Source organism: Leptospiraceae bacterium (genome assembly GCA_024233835.1).
In the GTDB taxonomy this organism is placed as follows: Bacteria; Spirochaetota; Leptospiria; order Leptospirales; family Leptospiraceae; genus JACKPC01.
On the sequence record JACKPC010000001.1, the window covers coordinates 479,217 to 494,532 of the forward strand.

The 15,316-nt window shown below is 36.6% G+C and carries 21 protein-coding genes; 12 read left to right on the top strand and 9 right to left on the bottom strand.

Annotated elements, in window-relative coordinates; all coding sequences use genetic code 11:
* Positions 1-40: 40 nt before the first annotated feature.
* From fliD to H7A25_02315, 8 genes are all read right to left on the bottom strand, one after another.
* Positions 41-1,972 (bottom strand): flagellar filament capping protein FliD, encoded by a 1,932-nt coding sequence (gene fliD / locus H7A25_02280; GenBank protein MCP5498704.1) that lies wholly within the window; start codon positions 1,970-1,972, stop codon positions 41-43.
* Between the two features lie 121 nt (positions 1,973-2,093).
* Positions 2,094-2,828 carry a hypothetical protein gene (locus tag H7A25_02285; GenBank protein ID MCP5498705.1) on the bottom strand — a complete coding sequence of 245 codons (735 nt, stop codon included), beginning with the start codon at positions 2,826-2,828 and terminating at the stop codon, positions 2,094-2,096.
* Entirely contained in the window at positions 2,812-3,309 is a 498-nt protein-coding gene (locus H7A25_02290) for a WbuC family cupin fold metalloprotein (protein MCP5498706.1), read from the bottom strand. Before H7A25_02290 ends, H7A25_02285 begins: the two co-directional genes overlap by 17 nt.
* Complete coding sequence (locus H7A25_02295) at positions 3,306-3,467, bottom strand: hypothetical protein (GenBank protein MCP5498707.1); 162 nt, start codon at positions 3,465-3,467, stop codon at positions 3,306-3,308. Before H7A25_02295 ends, H7A25_02290 begins: the two co-directional genes overlap by 4 nt.
* A 99-nt stretch (positions 3,468-3,566) precedes the next feature.
* Positions 3,567-3,902 carry an STAS domain-containing protein gene (locus tag H7A25_02300; GenBank protein MCP5498708.1) on the bottom strand — a complete coding sequence of 112 codons (336 nt, stop codon included), beginning with the start codon at positions 3,900-3,902 and terminating at the stop codon, positions 3,567-3,569.
* Between the two features lie 153 nt (positions 3,903-4,055).
* Complete coding sequence (locus tag H7A25_02305; protein ID MCP5498709.1) at positions 4,056-4,400, bottom strand: P-II family nitrogen regulator; 345 nt, start codon at positions 4,398-4,400, stop codon at positions 4,056-4,058.
* Between the two features lie 220 nt (positions 4,401-4,620).
* Positions 4,621-5,757 (bottom strand): hypothetical protein, encoded by a 1,137-nt coding sequence (locus tag H7A25_02310; protein MCP5498710.1) that lies wholly within the window; start codon positions 5,755-5,757, stop codon positions 4,621-4,623.
* Entirely contained in the window at positions 5,754-6,194 is a 441-nt protein-coding gene (locus tag H7A25_02315) for an NUDIX hydrolase (GenBank protein ID MCP5498711.1), read from the bottom strand. The genes H7A25_02310 and H7A25_02315 overlap by 4 nt, the downstream gene beginning before the upstream one ends.
* Positions 6,195-6,331: 137 nt before the next feature.
* Here H7A25_02315 and H7A25_02320 point away from each other — a divergent pair, with 137 nt between their 5' ends.
* From H7A25_02320 to H7A25_02375, 12 genes are all read left to right on the top strand, one after another.
* Complete coding sequence (locus H7A25_02320; protein MCP5498712.1) at positions 6,332-7,462, top strand: glycosyltransferase; 1,131 nt, start codon at positions 6,332-6,334, stop codon at positions 7,460-7,462.
* Entirely contained in the window at positions 7,437-7,655 is a 219-nt protein-coding gene (locus tag H7A25_02325) for a flagellar FlbD family protein (protein MCP5498713.1), read from the top strand. The genes H7A25_02320 and H7A25_02325 overlap by 26 nt, the downstream gene beginning before the upstream one ends.
* A gap of 1 nt (position 7,656) precedes the next feature.
* On the top strand, positions 7,657-8,436 hold the full coding sequence (locus H7A25_02330; protein ID MCP5498714.1) for a motility protein A: 780 nt from the start codon (positions 7,657-7,659) through the stop codon (positions 8,434-8,436).
* A 7-nt stretch (positions 8,437-8,443) separates the two neighbouring features.
* Positions 8,444-9,265 carry a flagellar motor protein MotB gene (motB, locus tag H7A25_02335; protein MCP5498715.1) on the top strand — a complete coding sequence of 274 codons (822 nt, stop codon included), beginning with the start codon at positions 8,444-8,446 and terminating at the stop codon, positions 9,263-9,265.
* A gap of 29 nt (positions 9,266-9,294) precedes the next feature.
* Positions 9,295-9,813 (top strand): flagellar basal body-associated FliL family protein, encoded by a 519-nt coding sequence (locus H7A25_02340; protein ID MCP5498716.1) that lies wholly within the window; start codon positions 9,295-9,297, stop codon positions 9,811-9,813.
* Complete coding sequence (kdsB, locus tag H7A25_02345; GenBank protein ID MCP5498717.1) at positions 9,814-10,557, top strand: 3-deoxy-manno-octulosonate cytidylyltransferase; 744 nt, start codon at positions 9,814-9,816, stop codon at positions 10,555-10,557.
* Positions 10,558-10,657: 100 nt separating this feature from the next.
* Positions 10,658-10,876, top strand: a complete 219-nt coding sequence (locus H7A25_02350) for a hypothetical protein (GenBank protein MCP5498718.1) — start codon at positions 10,658-10,660, stop codon at positions 10,874-10,876.
* 286 nt (positions 10,877-11,162) lie between these two features.
* Entirely contained in the window at positions 11,163-11,687 is a 525-nt protein-coding gene (locus tag H7A25_02355; protein MCP5498719.1) for a hypothetical protein, read from the top strand.
* A 1-nt stretch (position 11,688) separates the two neighbouring features.
* A complete protein-coding gene (locus H7A25_02360) occupies positions 11,689-12,726 on the top strand; it encodes a hypothetical protein (GenBank protein ID MCP5498720.1) in 1,038 nt (345 codons plus the stop codon).
* A 28-nt stretch (positions 12,727-12,754) separates the two neighbouring features.
* On the top strand, positions 12,755-13,852 hold the full coding sequence (locus tag H7A25_02365) for a hypothetical protein (GenBank protein ID MCP5498721.1): 1,098 nt from the start codon (positions 12,755-12,757) through the stop codon (positions 13,850-13,852).
* A 1-nt stretch (position 13,853) separates the two neighbouring features.
* Positions 13,854-14,510, top strand: coding sequence for a hypothetical protein (locus H7A25_02370; GenBank protein MCP5498722.1), 657 nt, complete (start codon positions 13,854-13,856; stop codon positions 14,508-14,510).
* Between the two features lie 2 nt (positions 14,511-14,512).
* Entirely contained in the window at positions 14,513-14,932 is a 420-nt protein-coding gene (locus H7A25_02375; protein ID MCP5498723.1) for a hypothetical protein, read from the top strand.
* On the opposite strand, the gene H7A25_02380 is transcribed toward H7A25_02375, so the two are convergent.
* A complete protein-coding gene (locus tag H7A25_02380; GenBank protein MCP5498724.1) occupies positions 14,922-15,242 on the bottom strand; it encodes a hypothetical protein in 321 nt (106 codons plus the stop codon). The genes H7A25_02375 and H7A25_02380 overlap by 11 nt on opposite strands.
* Between the last annotated feature and the right edge of the window lie 74 nt (positions 15,243-15,316).

Consider the following 15,316-nt stretch of genomic DNA (forward strand, 5'->3'; position numbering starts at 1 on the left):
TACTCCAACTATCGTCAGATATTTTAAATCTAATGATATTTTATTTCTGATCCCCGAATACATGGCGATAGTTATTACGTAGATAGGTACCTGTAGCTTTATGCCTTCCTACTCCCTGTTCCATGTATTGAAACTTCATCTTCAATCTTTTTTCATAGCTAACCAGGTGAGACTGATAATCCTTAATTCGCTTATCATTCTCTCTCATATTTTCTTCCAAAAGGGAAATCTTGGAGGAAACAATTCCTGATTTAAACGATGTATAAGGCTTTAATAAGGTAAGAGTTTTAATTCCCACTCCATCATCATGCCTGTTATCAGAGTTATTATCAGAAGCAAAAAGTTCTTTTACGGAATCCGGGTTATCACTTAAAGCTACATTGAGCACTTCCTCATTAATAACCAGAAGACCTTCCTGTATATTTTTCCAACTACTTCCTAACTCCCCGGTAGAAATTCCAATGTCAGATAATACTTTATACCTCGGCTCCGTAGAAGACGGGTAAGAAGCACCAACGGTTGTTTTTAAACCGGCAATTAATTGCAAAACCGCATTGTCTCCGGCCAGAAGACCTGATTTATTTTTAATATTCCAGTAGTCCTCAGAAATATCCACGCGGTTATCATCCACATTATTTTTCAAATCTACCGAACCGGATTTATTACTGATAGTTATGTCTTTAGAGAACTTTAGAAGTTCATTATACGACACCACCCACTCTTTAACCATCATCATCCCCTTACTGGTATCCACATCGATTTTCATCTCAACAGGTTCCTTCGTTGTCTTCAGGATATTTAAAGTTACTCCCTCAATAGCATCACGTATGTCATCATTCCTGTCACGGGTTACTTCAATTCCATCTACTTTAAATTTGGCATTCTGTGCGGGGACTATAGTTGTAGCCGGGGCAGCACCTGTTATCTCACCCGGAATTACATAGTTCACAATACCATAAGTAATATCTGTTTCTCCGGGATTGGAAAAAATGAAACCTGTAATTTTTTTATCCCTGGCAAAATTAGCAACCTGTAATACATACTTATTACCTTCCCGAACCAAATTCTCGAATCTGGTTTTCTCCTCTTCTCCATCCTTATACCTGACTCCCACTCCAAGATATTCAGGGAGAGACTCTGAACCGGAAAGAATCATAAATTCTAATTTAGAGTATTTTTTTGGTTTAAACTCCGGGACAGGAAAAATATAGGCAGTTCCCGGCTTTAGGCTGACACCTCCTTCTGCAGAACTCGGAGCACCTGCTTCTCCCTTATTCCCGGTAAAACGCTCACTTCGAAATGGAGTGCCTTCTGTTGAAGAAATACTTACCATACTCGAACTCGGTGGAGGTTCCGGAACATTTCCTCCAACCAGACCGGCTGCCTGTAAAATTCCGGAAGGATCTAAAAATTTTAATTTAGCATCTTCCCCATATTGTCTGGCGTGTAAAGAAATAACCAGATTATCCTTGTCTACCCTCGTAACAGAAGCATCTACAACGATTTTTGCATGGCGATTTATTTTTTCTTTTAGCTCGTAAATATCTCCACCTTCAAAGTTAATATCTACTCTTTCATCCTTGGATAAAATCGTAAAAGCACCACCCGGAAGTTTTGTTTCCATGCTTATTTTCTTACCGGCTACTTTATTACGAGTTGCTAATTGCATGATTTCAATTTTTTGATTTCCCGCTTTAGCCGAGCGACTGGCTTCACCGGAAATAACGCCTTCTTCGGAAGAAGAAATCTTTTTTGAAGAAAAGGGTGCTGTAAAGGATATTAATGCTTTTGTTTTTTGCTGGTATGTAGTAGTAAGTTTTTTTAATTCCTTCCAGGCCTGTATCTGAACCTGGCTATAATTATTCTCTTTTTCCCACCTTTTAATCGGTCTGGATTCGAGGTCTACAAGCTGACGAACAATATCGTTGGTGTTATGGCCTGAACTCAGGCCGGGTAATGTAAATGCTGGCATATTCTATCTCTGTTTTTATTATCTTTATTTCTTCGGTCAGGCTATAGTAAAAGCGAAAAAAGCCGGACTTTAAAAGCGGATTAATTATTTGACTACCTAAAATGGCTTTTTAGAAAATGATTCAGAGATAAATTCCAAATCCGAGCTGGAGAATTTGATCATCAATGGGTTCTGATTCTTCCCGACCCCTTTTTAAAACTACATGCTGCTTCTCCCCTTCTAAAAACAAATGTACAGAGCTAAAATTTATGCGCAGACCGAGCCGAGCAAAAGCTTTCCCTCCAATACAGTCAACTCCGCAGCTTCCAAATCCAATTCCGAGGTTCAGGTAAGGATCCAGAGTCTTTTTAGGTCTAAAATGAAGGCTGAGAGCGTGATCTATAAAGGGAACCGAGGCACCGAAAGCTTCGTTCGACTGAGAACCGGCTGACATTAATACCAGTGGAAAAAGATAGGCCCCCAAAGAAGAATACGTGGAAGAACCCGGAGAATTAGAAAGAAGGAGGATGGGAAGGAACTGAGAAACAGGATTTACTTTGGGTTTAAATTTATAAGTATCTCCGGAAATTCCAAAAATATAACCTACATAAGAAGGAAGGAATTCTCCATAAAACCGATAATGGTAACTCTCTCCCCGAACCTCTTCATTCGAAAAAGAACCCGAAAGGAATGAAAAAAAAGTAGAGTTATCCGATCTAAGCTTTGTTTTCGCCCCACCCTTTCCCAGAATCATCTGGATAGACCAGTTTGTAGAACCTGTCGGTAAAGGTGTATCAACCGGCTTTTCTGCAAATAAGGGGAAAATAAAATATAAACTAAGAACTACCAGGGAAAAGGTTTTAATCAGTATTTTCATATCTTACCTTCTCTTCTAATCGGAAAAGATAAGCTTCTGCTTCAACACTTCCTTCCTCCGGGGCCCAGGTGGCAAATTCTTTATCTACAGTTGGATCGTACGGCCCGGTCTTTCCTTCAAAACAAATGGCTTCTTCCGAAAGGCAGACCAGAGAGTGCCAGATTCCGGGCCCAATATCAATCCCATAATTCGGACCCCCTGAAGAAAGCATTTCCTGCCTTTCAATTTCTCCCTCTTCATTAAATAAGAGAAACGCAATTTCCCCCTTTAGAATTAAAAATGTTTCTGCTTTAGGGGGGATACTGTGCCTGTGAGGCCTCACGTAAGTACCTTTCAGGAGAACATTTAAAAACCTCTGGTAATTCTCAGATAATTCATGAAAATTATGATTCATTCTCTTTCTTTGAGAAAGATGTGCTTTATCCAGGGTTTTAGAAATGAGGTGATGGGAGATTAATTCGACCTTACTCAAGTTTTTTATAAATGCTTCTGACAGAAGTGGTTAAAATCATCTTTACAGGCTGTACAAATCCTGGAAATTTCTAACTCTTCGGCAATAGCCTGTGCGGAACAGCCTTTTTGCCTTGCCATCTCTACGACCTTCTCAAATTTCACATTAGAACAATGACATTTATCCATAGAAAAACTCCTGTAGTTTTTCTTACTGATATTGAGACTGATTCTTAATGTCAATTATATTTTATAGTAAATAGGGAACCTTTTTACGATTTTTTTTAATCAATCGAAGGAATTAATTGCCTCTTCTTCTGAATCAAAAATTTCCAGGTGAGCATCCATTCCGGTCATCTTAAAGACTTTTGCAACAGAACCTACTGTATTCACGACTTTCAGTCCTCCCTGGTATTTTTTAAGTTTATACATCACCGTAACCAGGGTACCTATGCCAGATGAATCCATAAAAGGCACTTTTGCAAGATTCAAAATTATTTGATACTTACCATCTCGTATCATTCCATCAAGCACGTCTTTGATATCTTTGGCATTATAGAGATCCACCTCGCCAACAATATCAATAACCGGGATAGATTTATTTTCTCTTTGTATAATTTCCATAATGACTCCGCGATAATTCTATCTACAAGCAATGCCAAAAGTAAAGTAGTTTTGATTATCATCGGAGAAAATGATCTAACATCAAGAAAAAATAGGAATATTAAAAAAAAAAGGAAGACCTACCCGTCTTCCTCTTCTAAAATTTCCATAGGTCTAAATTGCGCTACTTCCTTTTTCTCCGGTCCTTATACGTATTACCTCTTCCAGAGGCAGTATGAATATTTTTCCATCTCCTATTTTCCCTCCTCCTGTCTTGGCAGATTTAAGGATGGCATCTATAGTCGGTTTTACAAAGTCATCATTTACAGCAATCTCAAGCCTGACCTTACGAATCAGATTCACCTGGTATTCATGCCCTCTGTAAACTTCCGTTTTTCCCTTTTGTTGTCCATACCCTTGAACATCACTCACTGTCAATCTTGACACATCATGCTTGGATAACTCCGCTTTCACTTCTTCCAACTTATGAGGCTGGATGATTGCTACGATTAACTTCATAGATTCTCCTTTTATAATAAATAATTACCCGGGTTTTTTCAGCATACCATGCAATATAGGTACCTTTTACTTCTTTTTATGAAGTTATAAAAAAAAAATAAAACATTACCCGGTAATGAGACAATAATCAGAAATAAAATTAAAAAGTTTAGGAACAGGTTTACAAAGGAGTTCTTATTTTTCCCATTAATAAAACAGTATGCTTAAATTTTAAACAAGTCTAAAACCATACATTTAATAAGCCCGGTTGATTATCCGAAAGAAGTACATCGATTTTTCCACGCTCAGTAATAATATTTCCAATTCCCTGCAATTCGGTATTCAGAAATTTTCCCTTTAAAAAAACCTGCATCCCAATAGAATTTTTCCTGTTATTTAAATTACTAAATAAGGACTTATACAACCATTTCCTATCCTGGTCCGATTTACCCAATATTTCAGGAAGCTTTACTTTTTCGAGATTTTGCGATTCTTCATTTACCGTGAAACTTTCTTCAGGTATCACCGAAAAGGAAAGCAGAGCTGAAGGAGAGAGAAAAACATCGGTTTTGTCGGAAGCAGTTTCCATGTAGTTTGCAGCTACCAAACTATCCAGAGAAAGTAAAACCTGATATCTTTTCCCGGAAATGGTAAAAAAAGACTGTTCTTTCTTATCTCCGCGAATCATAAGTTGGGATTCAAGCTTATCCAGATTCATTTTCTTACTTAGAATTATAATTTTACCATCCGGGAAAAATGCGTAACTTTTATTGTAGAAGCTATAAGAATCCTTGACCAATTTCCCCTTCTCCATCTCCAAAATAGAACCTGCAACAATAGGCACATCATAGTATTTCGAAAGACTACGAAATGTGTCTCGGTATACTTTTTTCATCTTCCTCTGCTTTATACTCATCAAGGATTTATAGACATCAGTGGAAAATTGGAAATAAGAAGGGATAAAAAGGTGAAGATTGGATATCATCATCCTTTTTATTACAACATCAAACCTATCTGAAAGAATTACTTCTTTCCTTTCATCTAACAAAAACAGTGGTGTACCAATATGTTCCGGAAACATAACAAGGGTACCTGTTTTTAGAAGTCCCTTTTCTTTGGCTGATTCAAGGTAAGATTCAATAAATTGATAAAATCTTTCCGCATTGGAATAATCAACCGCCTGGATATAAGCCTGAATTCCAAGGAGATTACCCTGGTTTCTATCTTTTCCAATACTGCTGATAATAAGGGGGGGAGTTTCTTTTCTAATTTTCAAATACTCACTTTGACTGAGGCCCGGATGGTAGATTAGCCAGGCAAAGCCAAATGCTAAAATACTGAAAAGAACATAGCTAAACTGGCGGAAAAAAAAATTCATAAAATTCCCCTAAAAGCCGGATTTTGCAGATAAGAACTTACTGCAAATAATAAATGCTTCTTAAATAAGGGTTCCGGATTATAGGTCTCCCTATCTACCCATTCCATATAATCATGTTCATTGGAAAGCTGTATATCTCCTCCCAAAAACTTCCCTTCATAAGCCACAATAAGACAGGGGTATTTTCCCTCTACTACCCGATGCCTCGCAAAAAAAATGGGCTGTGGCTCAATATCATATTGAATATTTTCTCCCAATTCTTCTCTTAACTCTCGTTTCAGACCTTCTAACCAATCTCCAAAAAACTCGGGTTCATTGATTCTTCCCCCCGGAAGGTCTCCATGTCCGGATTTTCTATCTCGCAGGATGAGAATTGAGTTTTGATTTCTTAAAAAAAGTTTTTGTGTAATTTGGAAGAAGCCGTGCGTCTCATTCATGAAAGGTTCCTATAAATTCTTCCATAGTTTTAAAAAACCCATCATCGTAAAGATATTTCTAAAAGCCTTTTCCTGTTTCCATAAAGAATTAAGGACAGATTCAACCCTTCTCCAGGAAAAACCGATAATTGAGCAATATGAAGGTCGCAGTCGTACATGATTGGTTAACCGGAATGCGAGGAGGAGAGCTAGTTCTTGACTCTATTTTAAAAATTTATCCGGAAGCTGAAATTTTTACCCTGATTTACAACAAAGGGAAATTAAATGAAAGGATTGAAAATCGTACGATTCATACTGCTTTTACAGATAGACTTCCTTTTAAGTCAAAAAAATATAGATCCTATCTTCCTTTATTTCCAACGGCAATAGAAAGTCTGGATCTAAGGGGCTTTGATCTTGTCATTTCCTCCTCTCATTGTGTAGCCAAAGGAATTATCCCGGAAACCGGTTCAATTCATATTTCCTATATCCACAGTCCAATGCGATATATCTGGGATCTATTTTATGACTACTTCCCCCGCAAAAAGGGCTTAAAAGCTTTCATAATTCAATTTATTTCTAATTATCTCAGAACCTGGGATATAGCCTCTTCTCAGAGAGTAGATCTGTTTGTAAGCAATTCAAGCTTTATCTCCGAAAGAATTCGTCGTTTTTATAACCGGAAATCTGTAGTTGTATTTCCTCCCTGTCTGCCGGGAGGATTCAGTGCAGAACAGGCGACTAAATCAGATTATTACCTTGTGGTTTCTGCCTTTGCTCCTTATAAGCGAATTGATCTGGCAATAGAAGCTTTTAAAAAAAGTGGTAAAAAGCTGATCATCATCGGAAGTGGACAGGATGAAAAAAAGTTAAGAAAAAACTCATCATCTAATATAACTTTTTTATCTCATTTACCGAGAGAGAAAGTATTGGAGTACTATAAAAATGCTAAGGCATTTATTTTTCCGGGTGTAGAAGATTTTGGAATTGCACCCGTAGAGGCCCAGGCTTATTGTACACCGGTTATTGCTTATGGAAAAGGCGGTGCTCTTGAAACCGTTATAGATGGAAAGACAGGGGTATTTTTTTATGAGCAGAATCCGGAAGCAATAAATAAAGCAATTGAAAAATCAGATGGTATTTCCTATAAAAAGGAAGACTTCCAAAAGAGTATCGACCGCTTTACGGAAGAAAAATTCATAAACGATTTTAAATTTCAGGTCGATAGACTGTTAAGAGGGAAAAAGTTCCGGGAAAGTAAGAGTGATACTTCTGCACAGATTAAATAAAACTGAAATGTATTTAAACGCAAATCATATAGAATCTATAGAAAGTACGCCGGATACAACTCTGACTTTAAGTAATGATAAAAAGTTGATCGTAAGAGAAAGTGCTCAGGAAGTTCTGGATAAAATTATTGAATACCAGAAAAAGGTATTTCATCTACCTTCTATTATAAATAAAGAGGAGACCGAACTGTAATATGGATATAGCCTCAATAATCGGTTTAGGTGTTGGGATTACAGTTATTGTATTTGGTGTGATTTCGGCTGGTTTAGGATTCGGTGACATTATAGATCCCGGTTCGATACTCATTACCTTCGGAGGATCTATCAGTGCTACCGTAATGGCAAACCGTATGGTCTCCACTACTTCTTTAATGAAGGTAACCCGAAAAGTTTTTTATGAAGATTCATTTGATATTCCCAACCTCATCACGACTCTGGTTTCTTTCTCGGAAAAAGCGAGAAGGGAAGGTCTTTTAGCCCTTGAAGACGATGTAAATGAATTACAGGATGAATTTTTAAAAAAAGGAATTCAGCTTGTCGTCGACGGTACTGACCCCGAACTGGTTCGTTCCATCATGGAAACAGAAATGAACAATATGGCCCAGAGACATGCTTCCGGTAGGGACTGGTGGGATACTCTATCCAGCCTTTCTCCGGCTTTCGGGATGCTTGGAACCCTTATCGGTCTTATCGCGATGCTCCAAAACCTCGGTAACGGGGATGCATCTGCTATCGGTCAGGGTATGGCGATAGCCCTTATTACCACTTTTTACGGATCCTTTCTGGCCAACATGATAGCAATTCCCATTGTAAAAAAGCTCATGAAACGGAGTGAAATGGAAATGGCCATGAAACAAATTATGATTGAAGGAACTCTGTCCATCCAATCCGGTGATAACCCCCGTATCGTTAAAGAAAAATTATCCAGTTACCTGCCTCCTACCGAAAGGAGTGCCTTAAAAGACGGAGATTAATAGCTAAATGGCCAGAAAAAAACAGAGCTGCCCCCCTTGCATGCAGAAGGTTCCGGAGTATATGCTTACCTATGGAGACATGGTAACACTGCTCTTAACCTTCTTTATCATGCTCTTTACAACAGGAAAGACCAATCAGAAGGATATGCAGATTATACTTTCTGTTTTTAAGTCCTCAACCGGCTTTTTTGAAGGCGGGCAAACTTTAAGTAAAGGAAGTCTGGAAGAACTCGGGATGAACATCGAATCGCTCCCTTCCCAGACAACCGGTAGAACTTTATCTAAAGCAACGAGACAGGCTACTGAAGTATTTAAACCTGAAATACAGGAAGGGAAAGTTCGGATTCAAGAGAATGAACGGGGACTTATTATATCGCTCGTTGGAGCTGATTATTTTAATCCGGGTTCAGCGATTCTTTTACCTCCGATAAAAGAAACCTTAAGAAAAGCCTCAGGTTTACTAAAAGGTATGGATCAGTATATCCGTGTAGAAGGCCATTGTGATGAAGATGCAGTTCTTCCCTCACAGGCTCCCGGTAGAGAAGAAAGGCAATATATAAATAACTGGGATCTGGCCGGAGCTCGTTCGATTAATACAACTACTTACCTGATTAATGTGGGTCGTCTGGATAAGAACCTCTTTCAAGCAGTCAGCTTTGGTTCAGCCAGGCCACTGGTCGTGGAAAAAGAAGGAAGTCCTGAGTCCAGGGCCTACAATAGAAGAATTGATATTGTTATATTAACCCAAAAAAGAGCTATACGAAAAACGAACGAAAGCAATTATAAACTTCCGGAATCCAAATTACCAAACTCGGAAACCGGGTTTTAAAAGCAAAATTATTATAAGGAGGAGCGCTTATGGGTGAAGCAGAATTAGAAGAAGAAGGTAGTCAGCCGATAGCGGAACCAAAGAAAAAATCACCTATTCTACAATGGTTGATTTATATTGCACTGGGTATACTGGGTATATTAATTGTTACAGTGATTTCTGTTTTTGTGGCTCAGAAAACGGCTACCAGTGTTTATAAACAACAAAAGAATATTGCACTTGTAAAAGCACCCCCTCCTCTGGAAGTATTTAATTTTCCTGATGAATTCAGGATTAATACTGCCGATGTGGGTGAAGTTCACTTCATTAAACTGAAATTAGCTTTTGGGTATGAAGAAGGTCAACTAACACTGGGAAATGAGTTAGTAAAGCGTTCTCCCCAGATGCAAAATATTATTAACCTTATCATTTCGAGAAAAACAAAAGAAGATTTGAAAACAACGGTTCAACAGTTAGATCTCAGGGAAGAAATTAAGGCTCACATAAACCATATTCTATCTGAGGGCAAAATAAAAGAAGTTTATTTCAAAGAATTTATTGTTAACTGATTGGAAAAGCCACGTATAGCAGGTATAATTCCGGCTCGATTCGGCAGCAGCCGATTCCCCGGAAAACCTTTGGCCCTAATAGGGAATAAAACCATGATTGAATGGACTTATTCCCGGGTCATAAAATCCCACCTATTAGATGAAGTTATTGTAGCTACTGATGATAAGCGCATTTTTGATGAAGTAAAACGTTTTGGAGCTCAGGTAGTAATGACTTCTTCGAAGCATTCTTCCGGTACAGATAGAATTATTGAAGTTCTACAAAACAAGAAAGATATTGAATTAGTTGTAAATATACAGGGAGATGAACCCGGAATAGAAATAGAGCTAATTGAAGGTGTTATTCGTCAAAAATTAGAACACCGGGATTGGGAAATGAGCACTGCCGCCTGCCTGATGAAAGAAGACGAATATGGAGATCCAAATCGTGTAAAAGTAGTTTTTAGCCAAACAGGACAGGCTCTGTATTTTTCCCGCTCTTTAATCCCATCCAATCATAAAAGTAAAGTTCCGGTTTACAGACATCTGGGTCTTTATTGCTATGAAAAGGAAGCTCTTCTGCAATATTCTTCTCTTCCGGAAAGTAAACTGGAACAATCTGAATCCTTAGAACAGTTACGTGGCCTTGACCATGGGTATAGAATTGGAATTTTTGTAACGGATAATGCGGCTCTTTCGGTGGATAGTCCTGAAGATCTCAAACTGCTGATTTCTGATTTTAAACAAAAAGGCCTAATAAACTAGCTTTTTTAATAGAAAACACTCCAAACAAAATTATCCAGACACTTCCCTTTATTTTCTAATTTTTTGTTGTGGTAATTAGCATACTTCAAAAACTGAGTTTATGCAGTATACGGTGTGGAGAGTTAGTCCCAGTGGAGAAGCATTTCAGTTAACAACTGTTGGAGCTTCTTCTGTTAAAGAACGGGCCTTAGAAAAAGCAAAATTATATAATGAAAAACTACGTTCCAGTGATCCTGAGTCAGAAGATATATTTGTGGTTAGAGATGAATCCGGGAAGGAATTTCGACCAGCAAATGCTTTGAATTCTGCCAGAACCTGAAACTTTCAACCCGGGGATATACATAAGATTTTTATTCATCTTTCTTCTTTTTATCTTTTGGTGCAACAGCACACTCCAATCCAACGCATTCTCTTATGGTTTTCGAGTCGGACCGGGTTATAGACCTGAAGATAAGTTTATATCCAATCTTAAAAACTATCAATCCAATCCTTTATCAAGACTTCACATAACAGAACTGGATCGTATTCCAACCAGTTCTAATTATGAATTTTTTTTTCGACTTGGTCTTGATGAAAGATTATCCGCAGGTTTATCCCTGGGAAAAATGCAACAGGGAAATCTGAAATTAAAAGAATACAATTCGGATCCGTATTTCATTTATCTTAAGAATAATCTCAGAACTGAGTATTTATTTCTTTCCTTTTATTATAACTGGTATTTTCGACGTTTTTATCTGGAAGCAGGTGCCGGACTCGGTGTAAACCAGAGCTATTGGAATGTAAATGGTTTTTCCATAACTAAATTTGGCTTATCAAAAGAAGAAGGTTTTTTTTCCGGTTCCGGTTTAAGTTATCGTCTTGAAACCTCCCTCAATCGAAAACTTTTAGATTCCATTATTTTACAGCTAGGAATTGGCATAGATTTCCATACCGTTCCCTCTTTCAGAGGAACCCTGAATGAAGACCCCGGAAGTATTTACATTCGATCCGATGGAAGCTTAAGTCAAATGACAGAAAATGAAACCCTGAGTAATTTAAACCTGTATAACAGCCAGGTTTTGAGAGAAATCGACATGGCCTCCAGTAACATTCTTGTTTTTTTTTCAGTCATTCATAAGATACAATTTTAGGATGGAAAAGTTAAAACAATTTTCAAAAAAGATTCTTTATATCATCCTTGATATTGAGGCTCCGAGGAAATTACCGGAAGAGATCCGGATAGATGAGATAAAACCGGCTCCTCCACCAAAGCCAAAGCCCGACAAAACTATACTCGGACCACCCGAAATTATTCATTCTATAAAAAAACACAGAAAGAAAATTATAGAGGTTTTGAACCGGATTACTCCTTTCCTACCGGAAGATGTTTTTCTTTTTAAATCCAATCAGGATTATATGACCGCTATAAGAAGCCCTTATGATACTTCTCGTTTTCGGACCTTTCATAAAAAATCCCGTGATTCAAGAGGTAGCTTTTTCCATTCCGGTTCACTGGAAGATAGGAAGGATTTTCATCCCTCCAGTTTAAAAGCCCTGCAAAAAACCGGAGCTGTTATCTCAGGGAAAGCTAAAAAAAATTCAGGAAATTTTATAGAATTATCTCACTATAGTCCGGATAAACAGATTGAAGAACTCACAAAACTGGGAATTTCTTATTTTTATGACTGCTGGATCTGTCTTGAGAAAATGAAAGTGTTAGAAACAGAATCTCAAAACACGGAAGCCAGCGAAACCACAATTGCAAGTCAGAATCTAATATTTTTACAAAAAAGCCTTTTGGAAAAACTAAAAGAAGATTGGGAAGATAATGTTAGGGAGCTTTCCTTTTTCTTGCGTGACTCAAAAGGGGATATGCTCAGTCCGGAGGCGAAAAACTTTCCTATCCTATCAGAAACAAATGATAAAAATCTAATTTCTTCCGAATCTCATTTGAATTTCGAAGTACAATTAAAAATGTTATTCGAATTCTATCAAAAAAATGAAAAACAACTCCAACATGCTGTTTTATTGGAGGGCATAGAAAAAGAACGATATACAAAAAAAATCGGAACTAAACTCGACTATGAGCTCAAAAAACAATCCCGCATACTGATTCAGTTTGAACATATAGAGATAAAAACAAATATATTGAAATTACAGAGTATATTAAATTTTTTATTGAATCCCTAAGACAAAAGAAAAACAATATCAGGGGTATATGAAAGTATTTTTTGGTATAATTCTTCTCATTTTCATGCTCGGATGTACAGGCAAAAAGAAACACTATCCGAACGAGACAGAACTTCAAAAACTATTTCAGTTGCAAACTGATTTTAAAGTTATAAGCTCAAAACTTGTTAATATTGATTCTGATAAAGACTTAGAAACCCTGCTGGTAATCGAAGAAAAAGATATAGAACGAATCCTTATTTTAAAGAAAAATGGAAAGGATAGCTATACAGGTTTATACAATTTCCCTTTTAGAAATGATATTCACAAAGATCTCAGCTATAGTAAAAAACTAAAGAAATGGATCACTTCTAAAAAACATCATTCACAGGTGATAAAACGTATATTAGTAGAGAGTCTGGCAGGAGATGATTTTAATTCTTTATTCGTTGAAGTCTTACAGAAAAAAAGTGATTCGGTTTACTCCAATATTTTTGCTTATAGACAGGGAAAATGTATTTTAGATGGAGAAAAACAGTTAAAAGATCATCCCTTACTTCTTAATTCTCGTAGAGTCAGTTTTACCTATATTTCCAGGGAAAAAAGTATACAAATTTTTCCTAAAGATCCTTCTTATGCTCAGGAATTAGTTTTTAATGGAAGGGAAATGCTACCAAAAGTATCCGGAATTCCTATCCCTGCTATCCTTGAGATAAAAACCAGAAAGGTATCTGAGACAGAATTGGAAGTATTTTTTCAGTTAAAAAATAGAGGTTCATATAGTTTTGTCTCTTACCTTTCTCTTCATTTTCCGGCCCATTTATCAATTAAAGTTGATTCTAAAAATACGGGTTTAAAGATTTATAATAAAGGAGAAAAAATTTATTCTATAAGTAATAACTCTTACATTCCAAACCCGGGAACTCTGCTAGAGATCACAAAAGAACAATGGGGTCAAAACTACAAACATGATATTAAGTTTATAATAAAGAATAATAACAAAAGCTTAACTCCACATTTCCTTTTCCGTCTTTCGACCAAAGGTCCTGACAGGCAAATTGTAAATATTCCGAATGAATTCAGCTCTGTTGAAACCGAAACAGATCCTCAGGGTTTCCAATCCTATAAAATTATCCCGGAACTATAAAATGCTGGTTTATACCCAAGAACAAATTCATTCTGCAAGAGAGGAAGTAATACGAGCTCAAATAGAAAGATTCCATGAGTTCTATGCTCATTATTTTTCTTTAAAAGAAACAAACTTAATGGTGAATTACTTTTTTGATAAATTATATAATCTTGAAGGTAAAGATGAATGGACAAGATTAGCAGTCGATACCTTTAACAAAGTAAAGAATATGATTAAAGAACAAACCAAAGCGAATATAGAACAACTAATCTACCTGAATGAACTAACAGACAGACTCGATATTCTAATGGCAAACTATTTATTAAATAGAGGCTGGGAAAAGGGAGATAGGTTAAGCAGAAAAGAATATGATGAATTCTTCATAGACTTAGGGTACGCAGAAGATAGAGAAGAACAATTAAAAGCTGTTTTAAAAAATATGAAATTATTTTATGAACTTGCACACAGACCTGTAAACGCTGTTATTATGAAACCTGCCAGGTTCATGTCCAAGGTTCTCGGAGTATATCCCCTTTTTGCCAGTGTAGAAGAAGGATACTATGCAGTTCTTCCTGTAAATAAAGAACTCTTCGAGAAATTTTATAAAGAAGTTGAATTAAAAGAATGGGATTATTTATATAAGACCTTTCCAAATCTAAAGAAAAAGCTGGTATAAACATGAAACAATTAATATATAAGATTATATTAATATTTTTATTATTTTTCATCATTTCCTGCAAGAAAAAAAGTAAAGGGGTTTTTGATCCAAGCTGGAGAAAAGAATCTCAGAAGATTGCCTCAGATATTTGCAAAAAACTATCCTCCTGCTCCAAGGACAGCCTACAGAAATTAAAGCCTTCATGGAAAAGTTATGCTTCTTCTTTTTTACGAGAAGATAAATGCACCAAAAAGAATGAAAATTCACCTATTCATAACTTAAGTGAAAACTCTGTTGAAGTAATAAAGGAGGTCAGTAGAAGCTGCTATAAGGTAATCATGCAAATGAACTGTGAAGATATAAAAGCAGGAAAAATTCAGCAAGATATACAATGTATAAAAATGAAAAAGGCCCAAATGGGCCAGAAAATTACTCTTTAAATAAACCTTTTATAGAATTAAAAGCATCAGCCTTTACATAGTCTTCTCGTTCAATAACAGTGAGGGATAGAGAGTCTTTCTTTATCCTTTCAAGTATTTTTATGATGTCCTGCTTATCTTTCGATGTACTTGTAATGTATCGAAACTCTGTTCCACAATTTTTACATTTTCTATCCTTCGTATAGTTTAAACCAAGTTGTTTGCATTTACCGCAGGTACCGTAAAGATCATCTACGGTAATTAAATGATCTTTAATCTCCTGCACATCCATCTTCTTCCAAATCCTGAGATATATATCTTTACCTTGCATACAACCAGAGGATTCCCTATTTTAAAAATAGTCAATAAAAAAGAAAGCTGAAGCTATTAAATAAGTATTTTAGA

Coding starts and splice junctions, on each gene's coding strand:
- H7A25_02320 (MCP5498712.1), top strand. CDS start 6,332: ATGAAGGTCGCAGTCGTACATGATTGGTTAACCGGAATGCGAGGAGGA.
- H7A25_02305 (MCP5498709.1), bottom strand. CDS start 4,400: ATGAAGTTAATCGTAGCAATCATCCAGCCTCATAAGTTGGAAGAAGTG.
- fliD (MCP5498704.1), bottom strand. CDS start 1,972: ATGCCAGCATTTACATTACCCGGCCTGAGTTCAGGCCATAACACCAAC.
- H7A25_02355 (MCP5498719.1), top strand. CDS start 11,163: ATGCAACAGGGAAATCTGAAATTAAAAGAATACAATTCGGATCCGTAT.
- H7A25_02365 (MCP5498721.1), top strand. CDS start 12,755: ATGAAAGTATTTTTTGGTATAATTCTTCTCATTTTCATGCTCGGATGT.
- H7A25_02350 (MCP5498718.1), top strand. CDS start 10,658: ATGCAGTATACGGTGTGGAGAGTTAGTCCCAGTGGAGAAGCATTTCAG.
- H7A25_02315 (MCP5498711.1), bottom strand. CDS start 6,194: ATGAATGAGACGCACGGCTTCTTCCAAATTACACAAAAACTTTTTTTA.
- H7A25_02285 (MCP5498705.1), bottom strand. CDS start 2,828: ATGAAAATACTGATTAAAACCTTTTCCCTGGTAGTTCTTAGTTTATAT.
- H7A25_02330 (MCP5498714.1), top strand. CDS start 7,657: ATGGATATAGCCTCAATAATCGGTTTAGGTGTTGGGATTACAGTTATT.
- H7A25_02310 (MCP5498710.1), bottom strand. CDS start 5,757: ATGAATTTTTTTTTCCGCCAGTTTAGCTATGTTCTTTTCAGTATTTTA.
- H7A25_02370 (MCP5498722.1), top strand. CDS start 13,854: ATGCTGGTTTATACCCAAGAACAAATTCATTCTGCAAGAGAGGAAGTA.
- H7A25_02340 (MCP5498716.1), top strand. CDS start 9,295: ATGGGTGAAGCAGAATTAGAAGAAGAAGGTAGTCAGCCGATAGCGGAA.
- H7A25_02300 (MCP5498708.1), bottom strand. CDS start 3,902: ATGGAAATTATACAAAGAGAAAATAAATCTATCCCGGTTATTGATATT.
- H7A25_02360 (MCP5498720.1), top strand. CDS start 11,689: ATGGAAAAGTTAAAACAATTTTCAAAAAAGATTCTTTATATCATCCTT.
- H7A25_02380 (MCP5498724.1), bottom strand. CDS start 15,242: ATGCAAGGTAAAGATATATATCTCAGGATTTGGAAGAAGATGGATGTG.
- motB (MCP5498715.1), top strand. CDS start 8,444: ATGGCCAGAAAAAAACAGAGCTGCCCCCCTTGCATGCAGAAGGTTCCG.
- H7A25_02295 (MCP5498707.1), bottom strand. CDS start 3,467: ATGGATAAATGTCATTGTTCTAATGTGAAATTTGAGAAGGTCGTAGAG.
- H7A25_02375 (MCP5498723.1), top strand. CDS start 14,513: ATGAAACAATTAATATATAAGATTATATTAATATTTTTATTATTTTTC.